The sequence below is a fragment of the Variovorax humicola genome, assembly GCF_037889915.1.
In the GTDB taxonomy this organism is placed as follows: Bacteria; Pseudomonadota; Gammaproteobacteria; order Burkholderiales; family Burkholderiaceae_C; genus Variovorax; species Variovorax humicola.
On sequence record NZ_JBBKZV010000015.1, the window covers coordinates 64,846 to 78,471 of the forward strand.

General features: G+C 64.2%; 17 protein-coding genes. 2 read left to right on the forward strand and 15 right to left on the reverse strand.

The features are described 5' to 3' along the window. Positions 1–13: 13 nt before the first annotated feature. Complete coding sequence (locus tag WKW80_RS21825) at positions 14–343, reverse strand: FHA domain-containing protein (protein ID WP_340365663.1); 330 nt, start codon at positions 341–343, stop codon at positions 14–16. Between the two features lie 244 nt (positions 344–587). On the opposite strand from WKW80_RS21825, the gene rpoH reads away from it, so the two are divergent. Beyond that, positions 588–1,529 (forward strand): RNA polymerase sigma factor RpoH, encoded by a 942-nt coding sequence (rpoH, locus tag WKW80_RS21830; RefSeq protein WP_340365664.1) that lies wholly within the window; start codon positions 588–590, stop codon positions 1,527–1,529. Between the two features lie 90 nt (positions 1,530–1,619). On the opposite strand, the gene WKW80_RS21835 is transcribed toward rpoH, so the two are convergent. The 6 genes from WKW80_RS21835 to WKW80_RS21860 form a co-directional block, all read right to left on the reverse strand. Then, complete coding sequence (locus tag WKW80_RS21835) at positions 1,620–2,435, reverse strand: DNA alkylation repair protein (protein ID WP_340365732.1); 816 nt, start codon at positions 2,433–2,435, stop codon at positions 1,620–1,622. Positions 2,436–2,448: 13 nt separating this feature from the next. Further along, on the reverse strand, positions 2,449–3,066 hold the full coding sequence (locus WKW80_RS21840; protein WP_340365665.1) for an SCO family protein: 618 nt from the start codon (positions 3,064–3,066) through the stop codon (positions 2,449–2,451). Between the two features lie 253 nt (positions 3,067–3,319). Further along, positions 3,320–4,228, reverse strand: coding sequence for a heme o synthase (cyoE, locus tag WKW80_RS21845; protein ID WP_340365666.1), 909 nt, complete (start codon positions 4,226–4,228; stop codon positions 3,320–3,322). Then, positions 4,225–5,493, reverse strand: a complete 1,269-nt coding sequence (locus WKW80_RS21850; RefSeq protein WP_340365667.1) for a COX15/CtaA family protein — start codon at positions 5,491–5,493, stop codon at positions 4,225–4,227. Before WKW80_RS21850 ends, cyoE begins: the two co-directional genes overlap by 4 nt. After that, complete coding sequence (locus WKW80_RS21855; protein WP_422822942.1) at positions 5,490–6,203, reverse strand: SCO family protein; 714 nt, start codon at positions 6,201–6,203, stop codon at positions 5,490–5,492. Before WKW80_RS21855 ends, WKW80_RS21850 begins: the two co-directional genes overlap by 4 nt. Beyond that, complete coding sequence (locus WKW80_RS21860; RefSeq protein ID WP_340365733.1) at positions 6,154–6,870, reverse strand: SURF1 family protein; 717 nt, start codon at positions 6,868–6,870, stop codon at positions 6,154–6,156. The genes WKW80_RS21855 and WKW80_RS21860 overlap by 50 nt, the downstream gene beginning before the upstream one ends. A gap of 99 nt (positions 6,871–6,969) precedes the next feature. Between WKW80_RS21860 and WKW80_RS21865 the strand changes: the two genes are divergently transcribed. Beyond that, positions 6,970–7,200, forward strand: coding sequence for a twin transmembrane helix small protein (locus tag WKW80_RS21865; RefSeq protein ID WP_340365669.1), 231 nt, complete (start codon positions 6,970–6,972; stop codon positions 7,198–7,200). Positions 7,201–7,277: 77 nt separating this feature from the next. Here the strand turns inward: WKW80_RS21865 and WKW80_RS21870 are convergent, their stop codons facing one another. The 8 genes from WKW80_RS21870 to WKW80_RS21905 all read right to left on the reverse strand — a co-directional run bounded on the left by WKW80_RS21870 (position 7,278) and on the right by WKW80_RS21905 (position 13,612). Next, complete coding sequence (locus tag WKW80_RS21870; protein ID WP_340365670.1) at positions 7,278–8,159, reverse strand: cytochrome c oxidase subunit 3; 882 nt, start codon at positions 8,157–8,159, stop codon at positions 7,278–7,280. 43 nt (positions 8,160–8,202) lie between these two features. Beyond that, complete coding sequence (locus tag WKW80_RS21875; RefSeq protein WP_340365671.1) at positions 8,203–8,424, reverse strand: DUF2970 domain-containing protein; 222 nt, start codon at positions 8,422–8,424, stop codon at positions 8,203–8,205. Continuing rightward, a complete protein-coding gene (locus WKW80_RS21880) occupies positions 8,421–9,044 on the reverse strand; it encodes a cytochrome c oxidase assembly protein (protein WP_340365672.1) in 624 nt (207 codons plus the stop codon). The genes WKW80_RS21875 and WKW80_RS21880 overlap by 4 nt, the downstream gene beginning before the upstream one ends. Positions 9,045–9,060: 16 nt before the next feature. Then, positions 9,061–9,171, reverse strand: a complete 111-nt coding sequence (locus tag WKW80_RS21885; protein ID WP_340365673.1) for a cytochrome oxidase small assembly protein — start codon at positions 9,169–9,171, stop codon at positions 9,061–9,063. 11 nt (positions 9,172–9,182) lie between these two features. Continuing rightward, positions 9,183–10,820 (reverse strand): cytochrome c oxidase subunit I, encoded by a 1,638-nt coding sequence (gene ctaD, locus WKW80_RS21890; RefSeq protein ID WP_340365674.1) that lies wholly within the window; start codon positions 10,818–10,820, stop codon positions 9,183–9,185. Positions 10,821–10,851: 31 nt separating this feature from the next. Beyond that, on the reverse strand, positions 10,852–12,030 hold the full coding sequence (gene coxB / locus WKW80_RS21895; protein WP_340365675.1) for a cytochrome c oxidase subunit II: 1,179 nt from the start codon (positions 12,028–12,030) through the stop codon (positions 10,852–10,854). Between the two features lie 60 nt (positions 12,031–12,090). After that, positions 12,091–12,567 (reverse strand): DUF2244 domain-containing protein, encoded by a 477-nt coding sequence (locus WKW80_RS21900; RefSeq protein WP_340365676.1) that lies wholly within the window; start codon positions 12,565–12,567, stop codon positions 12,091–12,093. A 127-nt stretch (positions 12,568–12,694) separates the two neighbouring features. Next, complete coding sequence (locus tag WKW80_RS21905; protein WP_340365677.1) at positions 12,695–13,612, reverse strand: biotin synthase; 918 nt, start codon at positions 13,610–13,612, stop codon at positions 12,695–12,697. Between the last annotated feature and the right edge of the window lie 14 nt (positions 13,613–13,626).

The window sequence follows — 13,626 nt, forward strand, 5'->3', positions numbered from 1 at the left end:
GAAGGTCTGGGTCTCAACCGACCAGCAAGAGTTCCCTGGGCAATTCGTAGTTGGTGTGGCGGCTCACGTAGCGCAATTCGCAGTCGCCGATACGTATCACATCGCCGTGGCGCAGCGCCCGCTGCTTCACTTTGCGTCCATTCACATAAGTTCCGTTGCTGCTTGCGAGGTCAATTACCCAGGTGGTGCCGCCTTCAACCCGCATTTCGGCATGATGACGACTGACGCTCGGGCGATCCAGTTGAAGATCGTTGGTCACGTCACGGCCAATCAGGGTGTGCTTGTCCGCCAACTCGATCTGTTTCGGCGAGTTGGTTTTCGTCATCAGGAGCAGGCGTGCCATTGGGTAATCTGTGAATGAAATCGGCTTCGGCAAGTGAGGGTGAATGTGCCTGAAGCGATACTTAACGATAAGTAACATTTTAGGATTTAATCCTTTTTGTTACATGAATGCGACAAAAGTGTGCATTTATGTGTCTCCAAAGGACGGCAAAAACTATCGACCCGATAGAAATAAGGGGGGACCCTGACCTTAGCACTCGCTCTAATCGAGTGCTAATATGTCCCGAATGAAAGGAGCTTCCTCAATGACAGCACTGTCTGGAGTCTCTGCCAAGTCACTCGCGGTCGCGAACCCATGGTCGGTCGTGCCACCGCTTGGCAATCTCGACGCCTATATTTCAGTCGCCAACCGCCTGCCGCTGCTCACGCTCGACGAAGAGCAGAGCTACGCGCGCAAGTTGCGCGACAACAATGACCTGGAGGCCGCGGGCGCGCTGGTGCTGTCGCACCTGCGCCTGGTCGTCTCCATCTCCCGCCAATACCTGGGCTACGGCTTGCCGCACGGCGACCTGATCCAGGAAGGCAACATCGGCCTCATGAAGGCCGTGAAGCGTTTCGACCCCAACCAGGGCGTGCGCCTGGTGAGCTACGCGATCCACTGGATCAAGGCCGAGATCCATGAGTACATCCTGAAGAACTGGCGCATGGTCAAGGTCGCGACGACCAAGGCCCAGCGCAAGCTGTTCTTCAACCTGCGGTCGATGAAGCAGGGCTTCAAGGCCGACTCGGCCGCCATCGATGCCGACACGCACCGCGAAACGCTGAGCACGGACGAAGTCGGCCAGGTCGCCGCCAGGCTGAACGTCAAGCGCGAGGAAGTGCTCGAGATGGAAACCCGCCTGTCGGGCGGCGACATCCTGCTCGACCCGAGCCCGTCTGACGACGGCGACGAAGCTTTCGGCCCGATCGCCTACCTGGCCGACGCAACGCAGGAGCCGACGGCGCAACTCGAAATGCGCGCGCGCGACAGACTGTCGAGCGACGGCATCTCGACCGCCCTCGAAGCCCTGGACGAGCGCAGCCGTCGCATCGTCGAAGAGCGCTGGCTGAAGGTGAACGACGACGGCACCGGCGGCATGACGCTGCACGAACTGGCCGCCGACTACGGCGTGAGCGCCGAGCGCATTCGGCAGATCGAAGTGGCAGCGATGAAGAAGATGAAGAAGTCGCTGGCAAGCTTTGCCTGATGGGGCTTGCGCGCCTTCGAAACGAGCCCGGCCAAGCGCCGGGCTTTTTCATGGGCGGCAGGCGGCCATTCGGCCCCGATGGAGCGCCGCCTACGCTTTTGACAACGTGCGCAGCGCGCGCTTCACGATGTACTTCGTTGCCGGTGCATCCGACGCCGCCAGCCAGCGCGCGCCCACAGCCTCCACCCACTCGCCTTGCGTCTTGCTGGCATCGTTGAGCCAGTTCGCGACCGAATTCTGAACATAGCGGCTGTCGTCGGCCTTCAGCGCTTCCAGCAGCGGAAGGGCCAGCCAGGGTTGCGCCTTGAGCGCTTCGATCTGCGCGCACCACACGCCGCGCGGGCGCGTCAGTTCGCTTGCAAACCGGCGGATGTTGGGATCGGGGTCACGCACCCACGGCGCAAGCAGTGCCAGTGCTTCATCGAGCGATTCGACGACTGCATCGCGCACCGACATCCACGCAATTTCGCGCACACCGAAGTGCGGGTCGGCAGCAAAGCGGCGCACCGCCTGAAGTTGCTCCGGCAGACCCATCCCGGACAACGCGATCCACTGCGCGGCCCAGCAGCGCGCCACGTCGCTCGGGTGCGTGGCGACGCGATGCGCGACGGCGTCGCGCGCGGGATGCAGCGCGGTGATGTCGTAGAGCGCGCGCGCAATATGGCCGTGCCGCTTCAAGGGCTTGAAGCTGGGCAGCATTGCGAGCGTGTCGTCGAGCCGTTCGTGCGCCGCATCGATGCCGATCTGGCCAGCCACGCTACGGGCCAGCCGAGGAAGATCGAGCGCGAGGAATTCGTTGAGGTTGACGGTCTCGATGCTCCCGTCGTTGAGCGCTTGCAGCACCTCGGGCGGGATCAGCGCAATGCGGAACGCGCCCCTTCGGCCTTTCAGGTGATCGAGCGGCACTGCCAACGGGGATTCAGGAGTTCAGCAACGCCTTGACGTCCGACACCATCGGCGCCACGCCCGCCCCGTAGCGCGCATAGAGGCGCAAGCGCCCATTGGTGTCATAGACGTAGCTCGCCGCAGAGTGATCCATGGAATAGCTCGTGGGGGTCTTGCCTTCGACCTTCTTGTAGTAGACCTTGAAGTCCTTCGCGACGGCAACGAGTTGCTCGGACGTGGGGATCAGCGCCACGAAGCTCGGGTCGAAGGCTCCCATGTAGGCTTTCATCACCACCGGCGTGTCGCGTGCCGGATCGACCGTGATGAACACGATCTGCAGCTTGTCGCCATCCTTGCCGAGTTGCTGCTTGACCTGCGCCATTTCGGTCATGGTCGTCGGGCACACGTCGGGGCATTGTGCGTAACCGAAGAACAGGACGACCACCTTGCCCTTGAAGTCGGCCAACGTCCGCTCCTTGCCGTCGGCATCGGCCAGCTTGAAGTCCTTTGCGTAGTCCGCACCCGTCAGGTCGACCGCGTTGAAACTCGGCTTGTTCTCGCTGCAAGCGGTGAGAGCAAGGCCCAGCGTGGTGGCAGCCGCGGTCCAGCCGGCACCCGTGGCAATCAACTTGATGGCATGTCGCTTATTCATGATTTCGGGCCCATTTCAGTTTTCCACAACGCTTTCGCGTGACCCGCAACGAATGAAACCAGGACGAAGCACGGCGAAGTCTGTTCGTGGGCACCCGCGGCACCGGCTTTGCCGGGCCGCCGGGTGCGCCCCTTGGAGGGGGAGGCGCCGCAGGCGCTTCGGGGGGGTGTCATCTCTGCCGCGGAACCGGCTTCGCCGGGTCGGGGGTGCGCCCCCTCGAAGGGGGAGGCGCCGCAGGCGCTTCGGGGGTGTTTCATTTCCAGTAGTGGTCGACCAGCAGCGCCGCGAACAGCACGCTCAGGTGGATCAGCGAGAAGCGGAAGGTCTTGCGCGCCAGCGTGTCCGAATAGTTGCGCCAGAGCGCAAACGCGTAGCCGGTGAAGCCGATGCTCACGCCTGTCGCCACAGCCAGGTACAACCAGCCGCTCATGCCGTAAATGAACGGCAACAGGCATGCGGCGAACAGGATGAAGGTGTAGAGCAGCACCTGCAGCCGGGTGAACTCGTTGCCGTGCGTGACCGGCAGCATCGGCAGGCCGGCCCTGCGATAGTCTTCGACACGGTAGAGCGCCAGCGCCCAGAAGTGCGGCGGGGTCCAGAGGAAGATGATGAGGAACAGGATCAGCGCTTCGGGCCCGACGTCGCCTCGCATCGCTGCCCAGCCGAGCACCGGCGGCATCGCGCCGGAGGCGCCGCCGATGACGATGTTCTGCGGCGTCAGCGGCTTCAGGATCACGGTATAGATCACCGCGTAGCCCACGAAGGTGGCAAAGGTGAGCCACATGGTCAGCGGGTTCACGGTGAACCACAGCACCGCCGAGCCGGCCGCGCACAGCAGAGCCGAGAAAATGAGTGCCTGGCGGTCGCTCAACTGGCCGCGTGCGGTCGGTCGCCAGGCGGTGCGCTTCATCTTGGCGTCGATGCCCTTTTCGACGAGGCAGTTGAATGCCGCCGCCGCGCCGGCCACGAGCCAGATGCCGGCACAGGCAAGCACGCAACGCTGTACTTCGGCCCAGCCCGGAACGCCCGGTACCGCCAACACCATGCCGATGAACGCACAGAAGACGATGAGTTGCACCACGCGCGGCTTGGTCAGCGCGTAGAACTGGCGCAGCACGTTGGCGGTGCTGGTGGTGTGCTGAACGGGTACCGGCGTGCTCATTTGGCAATCTCCGTGCTTCGCACTGCGGTATGAGCGCCTTCGAACGGCCTGGTGGCGGAGCTCATATGACCCTCCATATTGCCTGAGGCGCGCGCCTGCCCCGCGGCGCCCTGCGACACAACCACCGGCGCGCGCCGGCTTTCGCACAGCGTCCAGACCAGCACCACGGCCAGCGCCGCTGCACCGCCCGTGTGCAGGACGGCCGCCAGCAGAGGCCAGCCAAGCAACACGTTGCCAAGGCCGGTAGCCAGTTGCAACAGCGCCAGACCAGCCAGCCAGGTCGACTGCGGTCGCAGCGCCGCCACGGCGCGCAGGCGCCAGGCCAGAGAGCCGATCGCGATGAACACGAGGTAAGCCATCAATCTATGCACGTAGTGAATCGCCGTCAGCGCCGAAAAATCGACCGGGTTGCCCGCCGAGGTGACTCCGAGCGAGCGCCAGATCTCGAAGCCCTGCGTGAAGTTCATCGGCGGCCACCAGCTGTCCTGGCAAGTCGGAAACTGCGCGCAGGCGAGCACGGCATAGTTGGTGCTGACCCAGCCGCCCAGCGCAATCTGAAGGCCGAGCAGCAGGCTGGCAGCGACCAGCAGGGTGCGCAATGCGCCCGGCAACGCGGTCGGCAACCTGTCGCTGGCGGCTTGCTGGTAGCGCACGGCCTGCATGCAGAGCAGCGAAAGCAGCACGATGGCGCCTAGCAGGTGCAGCGTGACGATCGCGGGATAAAGCTTCATGGTCACCGTGAGTGCGCCAAAGGCGCCTTGCAGACACACCCACACCAGCGTCACGAACGGCCATCCCGGCCGCAGCGCCACACGTTGTGGGCCGACGGCAGGCCCGCGGCGCTGCTGGCGCCAGGCAACGAAAGTGGCCACGGCCAGCACGACGATCAACACGCCGACCCCCGTGGCCAGGTAGCGATGCACCATCTCGACCCAGGCCTTGCCGTGCGTCACCGGGCCGGTCGGCTGGATGGCTTGCGCCATCGCAATCTCATGGCGTGCGCCCATCGGGCTCGCATTGCCGTAGCAACCCGGCCAATCGGGGCAGCCGAGGCCGGAGTCGGTCAGTCGTGTGAAGGCGCCGAACATCGTGAGGTCGAAAGTCAGGAAAAGCGTCAGGACGGTCAGCGCATGCAGTCGCCGCGCAGTACCGTGGCCCGCGTTGCGCCGCCAGACCCACAGCAGCGGGCCGAGCGCAATGAGCACGCCCGTGCCCATGAGCCACGCGATGGGCGTCAGGTCGTAGGGCGCGGTAGCGGGAGTCATCGGCCCGGCTCATCCCAGGATGCGGAGGCTCGCAGCAGGCGCTCGATGTCGCGCTTGGCGCGCGAAGCGCCTGCGGCGTCCATCCGGGCCGGGAATCGCATCATCCAGTTGCCCATCGGGTCGACCACGTAGAGGTGTTCGGCCAGCGTGTGGCCCGACGCAGGTGCGAGCCATTGCGACAGCTGTGCGGACGGCACGCGCAGCACCGTGGCGCCGCGCAGGCCATTCTCCAGGCGCGCGGGCGGCGCCGCGGCGTCGCTGATCAGCCAGACGCGATCCACGCGCTCCTTCTCGCGCCCGAGGCTTTCGCGCAGTTGGCGCTGCAAGTAGAGCTGCTGTTCGCACAGCGAATCGCAGCCGGCGTCGGCCACGGCCACGATCAGCCATTGGCCCTTGAGAGAGGACATCGGCACCGACACACCATCGCGCGTGAGCGCATTCATCGCCGGAATGGTGCGCTGCGGCTCGATCAGTTCGCCATAGACGCTGCGCCCCTCCGGTCGGATCACGTAGTAAGTGAAATATGACGCTATGACGGGCGCCGCGCACATCAGCATCACCGCGATCATCTTCCAGCGGCCCGACACCGTGCGGCGGCCGGTCTCGGCGCCGAGCGCTTGCGGCGACGGCATCGAATGCACAGTGAGCCCGAGCGGCTCGTCAGCCACGGCGGGCACGGCGGAACGGGGCAACGATTTGGAACCAGACATAGAGGAAGGTGACGAGGGCCGCGAGGCCGAACCACTGAAACGCGTAGCCGTAATGCTTTTCGATGCCGAATGCCGGCGCCGGCCAGTCACGCTGCAAGCCTTCGGAAGCGGCACCGGTCTGCTGCAGCGACACATCAATGCGCAGCGGCAGCTTGGTTTCGGCCTTGAACGCCTCGAGGTCGAGATTTTGCCGGATGGGCGAAGCCCCCTGAGACTCCGCTCCTGCGGCTGCCGGGTCGGGGGCCTTGCCCAACTCCAGCAAGTGCGACGGCGGCGGCTCGATGCGGCCTTCGATCTCGACAAGTCCGGCAGGCGTCTGCACGGGCTGCAACTGCGTGCGACTCTCGAAATTGCGCTGGATCCAGCCGCGCTGCACCATCACCGTCTGCTGGCTTCCCTCGATGGCAAAAGGCGTGACGACGTAGAAGCCTGGCACGCCGTGCATCTGGCGGTTGTCGAGATAGACGGTCTGCGGCGCCAGCCACAAGCCACGCAGGCGCACCGGACGGTGCATGACTTCGCCGGGTTGCGCCATGGCCAGGAAGGCCTGCTGATCCAGGGGCGGCCGCGTCTGCTGCGATTCGATGTCGGCCTGGAGCGCTTCTTTTTGCGCGGCCCGCGACAGCTGCCAGCGACCCAGCGATACGGTGGCCGCAAGCATGAACATGGCGGCAATCGTGACAAGCCAGAAGCGGCCCCGGCGCGCGGGGCGCACCGCTTGCAGTGAGGTCGTGTTCACAGGACGAAACGGCGTGGTCGGCCGATAATGAGGGTCATGAAATATGTCGTCGCCCTCGCCTTTGCCGGCATCCTGGCGAGTCTCGGATTTGCGCTGTACTTCATGCTGAAGGACGGGCGCGACGGGCGCGCCAAGTCCGGTGGCATGGCGCGTGCGCTCACCGTTCGGATTGCCTTGTCGGTGATTTTGTTCCTGTGCATCCTGCTGGCCTGGAAACTTGGATACATCCAGCCAGGGGGCCTTCCGGTCGCCAGATAGGTCGGGGCGGGCGACATCGCCGCCCAGCCATGAAAAAAGCGCCTCGCGGCGCTTTTTTACCGTGCTGCCGAACGCCATCAAAGCCAGTACACCAGCGTATAGAGGCCGAGCCAGACCACGTCCACGAAATGCCAGTACCAGGCAGCGCCTTCGAAGCCGAAATGACGGTCGGGCGTGAAGTTGCCGTTCTTCAGTCGGATCGTGATGAACAGCAGCATCAGCATCCCGATGAACACGTGGAAGCCGTGGAAGCCGGTCAGCATGAAGAAGGTCGAACCGTAGGCGCCCGAACTCAGCTTGAGGTTCAACTCGGTGTAGAGGTGATGGTATTCATAGCCCTGCACGCCAAGGAACAGCATGCCCAGGATCACCGTCACGATCATGAAGCGGATGCACTGGGCGCGATGATTGGCCCGCAGCGCGTGGTGGGCGAAGGTGAGCGTCACGCCCGAGCTCAACAGCAAGGCCGTGTTGATCGTCGGCAGCCAGAACGGGCCGACGGTCTGGAACGGCTCCACGATGCCGGCCGGCGAGCCGGTGAAGCCTACCGCGGCGCTGGGCCAGACAGCCTTGAAGCCGGGCCAGAGCAACGCGTTGTCAAGGCTTCCGAGCGCAGGCAGCGCGTGGGTGCGGGTCCACCAGAGCGCGGTGAAGAAAGCACCGAAGAACATCACTTCCGAGAAGATGAACCAGCTCATGCTCCAGCGGAACGACACGTCGACCTTGTGGCCATACTGGCCGGCCTCGCTTTCGTGGATGGAGGTTCGGAACCAGGCGAACAGCGTGCCGAGCCAGAGCACCATGCCCGCGAGCAGCGAATACTTGCCCCATTCATGGCCGTTGATCCACTGGGCCGCGCCGAGGATCACGAAGAGCAACCCCGTCGCGGCCAGGACCGGATAGGCCGAGGGGGCGGGCACGAAGTAGTAGGGCGTGGTGCCGTGGGTGGATGAACTCATATCAGGTCCTGGCTTTCTTCTCTCGATTCAAATCTTATGGGGGTCAGGGCGCGACCACGAACTTGACCAGCACGATCAGGCCGACCACGAACAGCGCAACGGCCACGAGACCGACCCCGATGATGTGCAGTGGCGTGAGCTTTGCCATGTCTTCCTGAGAGGCGCTGTTCTTTCGCACGCCGAAAAAACCCCAGGCGACCGCCTTGACGGTGCGCAGCAACGAGCCCTTGCGTTTGGCGGGTTCCACGTCCACGGCCGGGCTCACGATTTCGGCTCCACCTGCAACTGCGGGGCGACTGCCGTCGGCGCCGGCGGCGTCTTGCCGCCCACCTCGAAGAAGGTGTAAGACAAGGTGATAGTCTTGACGTCCTTCGAGATCTTCGGATCGATCACGAAGGCCACGGGCCACTGCTTCTTCTCGCCCGCATCCAGCGTGTACTGGTTGAAGCAGAAGCACTCCAGCTTGTTGAAGTACGGCGCGGCTTGCTGCGGCGCGTAGCTCGGAATGGCCTGCGCAGCCATGCGGCGGTTCTGCACGTTCTGGAACTCGTACATCACGGTGTGCAGTTCGCCCGGATGCACCTGCATCGAGTTCTGCGCCGGCTTGAAATCCCAAAGACCACGCACGTTGGCGTCGAACTCGACGGTGATGGTGCGGCTCATGTCGACCTGCGAGTTGGCCGGCGGCTTGACGTTCTTGCCTCCCGAGGCGCCACCCGGCACCTCGAGTTCGGACAACGCCAGGATGTTGATGCCGGTCATTTCGCAGATGGCACGGTACAGCGGCACCAGCGCATAGCCGAACGCGAACATGCCAGCCGCCACGACGGCGAGCTTGCCCACCATCTGGATGTTGGCGCGACGAATGCGTTGACCGATGCTCATGGAATCCTGGCGGGCCTCAGTGGCCGATCCAGACCATGCGGACGATGAAGCCTACGAAGAACAGCAGCGCGATGGAGGCCAGTGTGAGCCCCATGCGGCGGTTGTTCTTCCTTTGCTCCGGCGTCATCACCTGGCCGCTCAACCGATCACCTTGGTCGCGGTCGGATCCAGCCGCGGGGGCGTTTCGAAAGTGTGGAATGGTGCCGGCGATGGCACTTCCCATTCGAGGCCTTCAGCGGCTTCCCATGGTTTTTGCGAGGCCCTCTCGCCCTTGCCGAGCATGGTCGGCAAGACGATGAAGAAGAAGAAGTACACCTGCGCCAGGCCGAAGAACAGCGCGCCGATCGACGCCACCGCATTGAAGTCGGCGAACTGCATCGGGTAGTCGGCATAGCGCCGCGGCATGCCGGCGAGGCCCAGGAAGTGCATCGGGAAGAAGGTGACGTTGAACGAGATCAGCGACCACCAGAAGTGGATCTTGCCGCGCGCTTCGTTGTACATCACGCCCGTCCACTTGGGCGACCAGTAATAGTAGCCAGCAAACATCGCGTAGAGCGAGCCGGCCACCAGCACGTAGTGGAAGTGGGCAACGACGTAGTAGGTGTCCTGCAATTGCGTGTCGATGGGGGCGACGGCCAGGATCAGGCCGGTGAAGCCGCCCATGGTGAACACGAAGATGAAGCCCACGGCAAACAGCATGGGTGTCTCGAAGGTCATCGAGCCCTGCCACATGGTCGCGATCCAGTTGAAGATCTTCACCGCCGTAGGTACCGCGATCAGCATCGTCGCGTACATGAAGAACAGCTGTCCGGTGAGCGGCATGCCGGTCGTGAACATGTGGTGCGCCCACACGATGAACGACAGGATGGCGATCGACGAGGTGGCATACACCATCGAGGCATAGCCGAACAGCTTCTTGCGGGCAAAGGCCGGCACGATCTGGCTGATGATGCCGAAGGCCGGCAAGATCATGATGTAGACCTCGGGGTGGCCGAAGAACCAGAAGATGTGCTGGTACATCACCGGGTCACCGCCGCCGGCGGGGTTGAAGAAGCTGGTGCCGAAGTGGCGGTCGGTCAGCGTCATGGTGATGGCGCCGGCGAGCACGGGCATCACGGCGATCAGCAGGTAGGCGGTGATGAGCCAGGTCCAGCAGAACATCGGCATCTTCATCAGCGTCATGCCGGGAGCGCGCATGTTGAGGATGGTGACGATGATGTTGATCGAGCCCATGATCGACGAAGCACCCATGATGTGCATCGCGAAGATGCCGGCGTCCATCGATGGGCCCATCTGCAGCGTCAGAGGTGCATAGAGCGTCCAGCCGGCCGCGGGTGCGCCGCCGGGCATGAAGAACGAACCCACCAGCATGATGGCGGCCGGGATCAGCAGCCAGAAGCTGAAGTTGTTCATGCGCGCGAAAGCCATGTCGGATGCGCCCACTTGCAGCGGGACCATCCAGTTCGCGAAGCCCACGAAGGCCGGCATGATCGCGCCGAACACCATGATCAGGCCGTGCATGGTGGTGAACTGATTGAACAACTCGGGGTTGACCAGTTGCAGGCCGGGCTGGAACAACTCGGCACGGATCAGCAGGGCCAGCAGGCCGCCCACCATCAGCATGGTGAACGAGAACAGCAGGTACAGCGTGCCGATGTCCTTGTGGTTGGTTGCGAACACCCAGCGGCGCCAGCCGACCGGGGCGCCGTGATGCTCGTCGTGGCCGTGCTCGCCGTGACCGTGTGCGTGACCGTGGGGGTCGAGGACTGCGCTCATGAATCTTCCTTGGAAATCGTGGGTCGGCAGCTTATTTGCTGCGCTCGGCCAGCACCTGGGCAGGCTGGACCAATTGGCCCGTCTTGTTCGACCAGCTGTTCTTGGTATAGGTGACCACGGCGGCGATGTCCGTGTCGCTCAATTGCTTCCAGGCCGGCATTGCGCCGTTGTTCTGGCCGTTCAGCACCACGTGGAGCTGCACTGCGGCGTCGGGATTCAACACCTTTTCGGCGGCATCGAGTGCCTTGATCGGGCCGGCGCCCTTGCCGTTGGCCTGATGGCAGGCCGCGCAGTTGGAGGCATACACCTTCTCGCCGCGCGCCATCATGTCGGGCAGCGTCCAGACCTTGTTCGGGTCGTCGAGCTTGGCGGCGGCTTCCTTCTTCTTGCCATCGACCCAGGCGGTGTAGTCGGCGGCCGCAAGCACCTTCACGTGGATCGGCATGTAGGCGTGTTCCTTGCCGCACAGTTCCTGGCATTGGCCGTAGTAGTCGCCGACCTTTTCGGCACGGAACCAGGTGTCGCGCACGAAGCCGGGGATCGCGTCCTGCTTGAGGCCGAGTTGCGGCACGGCGAATGCGTGGATCACGTCGTTGGCGGTGGTGATGATGCGGATCTTCTTGTCGACCGGAACGACCAGCGCGTTGTCGACCTTGAGCAGGTAGTCGACAGGCATGTCGCCGCGGGCGCCGGCATCGGACATGGCGCGCTGGCTGCTGTCGAGCGTGGAGATGAAGGAAAGCCCCTCGCCTTCACCCTTGATGTAGTCGTAGCCCCACTTCCACTGGTAGCCGGTGGTCTTGATGGTGAGGTCGGCGTTGGTGGTGTCTTTTTGCGCGACCAGCACCTTGGTGGCGGGCAGCGCCATCAGGATCACGATGATGAAGGGGACGATGGTCCAGATCACCTCGACCACGACCGATTCGTGGAAGTTGGCCGCCTTGTGGCCGACCGACTTGCGATGCTTCCAGATCGAATAGAACATGACCGAAAACACGGCCACAAAGATGACCGTGCACAGGATCATCATCACCGTGTGCAGGAAATGCTGTTCCTGCGCGATCTTGGTCACGCCGATGGGAAGGTTCAACTGGCGCACCGAAGGGCCGCCCGGCAGGCTTTCGACTGCGTTCGCAGCACCGCTGATCACCGCGCCGGCCGCCAGCAGCAGGGTTGCCGGCCAGGTCTTGTTGCGCCAATTGCTCTTCATCGTGTTTACTTCTTCAATTACCAGTTAACCCATTGGCCCGGTGCCAGCCCCGCGCGCCACTCACGCTGCGCGCAGTGCCATGCGAATCTCGCGCGCCAACGCGGCGCGCAACTCGGGCCGCACATAGCGCCCCACCCGGACCGAACGACCCTGCCCCGAGACCTCGATCAGCGAACGGTCGCTGGCCTGTGGCTCGACCCGCACCTGATGCGGCAAAAATTCCGTGCGCTCGTAGTGACCGCCGTTTTCCAGCTCGACCACCAGCCGGCCCTCCTGCAGCGCAATCTTCTCGCCATCGGTCGCATGCCGCGCATACAGCACGAACGCGACGCCGACGGCGACCAGTTCAAGCCACGCGAAAGGCAACACCAGCCTCGCACCATGCCACCAGAACACCGCGCCGATGCCCATCGACACAACGCACAGCGACGCGTAGAGCCAGCCCAGCTGGCTCGGCGTGACCGAGCAATTGCGCTTCAGGAACCAGTGGATGCTCTGGCCTGAGACAGTGGCAAAACGAAACACGGAATTCGACACGGGCGAGTTCAGCAAATCGGTGCGTCGACAGCCGTCAAACGAGAAGTGTTTGACGAACCGCGGTCGCGGGACCATACCCACGAGTTCACGCAACAGCGAATTGTAGCGGGTGGTTTCGAGCCAAACTTCACGGTCCGGGGCGTCCTCGCTGCAGCATGGAGCGCATCTCGCGCAGCGACACGGCGCTTTCTGCCGCCAGCGCGACTCGGGGCGCGGGCTTGAACGCGTGGCCATAGATGATCTCGAAGCCCAGCGCGATCCGACCGTCGTCCGGCCCGCCGCGGTTGGCCGTCGCGGCGAGCGCGGCTTCGAGCTGGCCACGCCACTCGCGGCCACGCACGGCGCCGAAGCGGGCCGGGTGCAGGTTGCGGCCGAGGGTGCGCAATTCGGCCAGCGCCGCCTCGGGGGTCGCCCAGGTGAGGGTCACACGCTCCATGTCCATGACCGGCTCGGCAAAACCGGCGTGTACCAGCATGTCGCCCCAATCGTGCATGTCGGTGAATTCGTGGCCGGCCGGCGGCCAGCCGAGGCGCGCGTAGAGCGCCCGCAGCTCGCGCACCGTGTCGGGACCGAGGCAGGAAAACATCAGGAAACCGTCGGTCGCGACGGTGCGGTGCCAGCGCTTGATGAGCGCCTCCGGGTCGGCCGCCATGTGCAGCGCCATATTGGCCCAGAGCAGGTCGACGCCGTCGTCGGGCGTCGCTTCGAAGCGCGGCTGCGCGCCCTGCCAGCGTTTGGCGCTCCACCATGGTGCGGTCAGCAAGCTGGCGGTGCGCGCGGCCAACGCGGCGTCGGGCTCGATCACATAGGGTGTGGCGGCGCTGTAGCGGCGTGCGACCAGCGCATGCGCCTCCAGGCCACCGCGCAGGGGCGACCAATCGGCCCAGGTCTTGGGCCTGGACGTGATCCACTGGAGACGGTCTTCCATGCGGCGACCGATTTCTTCATGCAGCCAGGGGGAATTTTGCGCAGGCGCGAGTCGGGACCAGCGGGCGGCCGCAGCGGCGTCGATGGTGGGCGGGCGCTGTGCGGGATCGGTAGCCATGGGCGGCCAGTATA

What these genes read in the sequence shown, in the direction of transcription:
- WKW80_RS21825 (WP_340365663.1), bottom strand. Translation starts at nt 343, where the DNA reads ATGGCACGCCTGCTCCTGATGACGAAAACCAACTCGCCGAAACAGATC.
- rpoH (WP_340365664.1), top strand. Translation starts at nt 588, where the DNA reads ATGACAGCACTGTCTGGAGTCTCTGCCAAGTCACTCGCGGTCGCGAAC.
- WKW80_RS21840 (WP_340365665.1), bottom strand. Translation starts at nt 3,066, where the DNA reads ATGAATAAGCGACATGCCATCAAGTTGATTGCCACGGGTGCCGGCTGG.
- cyoE (WP_340365666.1), bottom strand. Translation starts at nt 4,228, where the DNA reads ATGAGCACGCCGGTACCCGTTCAGCACACCACCAGCACCGCCAACGTG.
- WKW80_RS21850 (WP_340365667.1), bottom strand. Translation starts at nt 5,493, where the DNA reads ATGACTCCCGCTACCGCGCCCTACGACCTGACGCCCATCGCGTGGCTC.
- WKW80_RS21855 (WP_422822942.1), bottom strand. Translation starts at nt 6,203, where the DNA reads ATGTCTGGTTCCAAATCGTTGCCCCGTTCCGCCGTGCCCGCCGTGGCT.
- WKW80_RS21860 (WP_340365733.1), bottom strand. Translation starts at nt 6,870, where the DNA reads ATGTTCATGCTTGCGGCCACCGTATCGCTGGGTCGCTGGCAGCTGTCG.
- WKW80_RS21865 (WP_340365669.1), top strand. Translation starts at nt 6,970, where the DNA reads ATGAGGGTCATGAAATATGTCGTCGCCCTCGCCTTTGCCGGCATCCTG.
- WKW80_RS21870 (WP_340365670.1), bottom strand. Translation starts at nt 8,159, where the DNA reads ATGAGTTCATCCACCCACGGCACCACGCCCTACTACTTCGTGCCCGCC.
- WKW80_RS21880 (WP_340365672.1), bottom strand. Translation starts at nt 9,044, where the DNA reads ATGAGCATCGGTCAACGCATTCGTCGCGCCAACATCCAGATGGTGGGC.
- WKW80_RS21885 (WP_340365673.1), bottom strand. Translation starts at nt 9,171, where the DNA reads ATGACGCCGGAGCAAAGGAAGAACAACCGCCGCATGGGGCTCACACTG.
- ctaD (WP_340365674.1), bottom strand. Translation starts at nt 10,820, where the DNA reads ATGAGCGCAGTCCTCGACCCCCACGGTCACGCACACGGTCACGGCGAG.
- coxB (WP_340365675.1), bottom strand. Translation starts at nt 12,030, where the DNA reads ATGAAGAGCAATTGGCGCAACAAGACCTGGCCGGCAACCCTGCTGCTG.
- WKW80_RS21905 (WP_340365677.1), bottom strand. Translation starts at nt 13,612, where the DNA reads ATGGCTACCGATCCCGCACAGCGCCCGCCCACCATCGACGCCGCTGCG.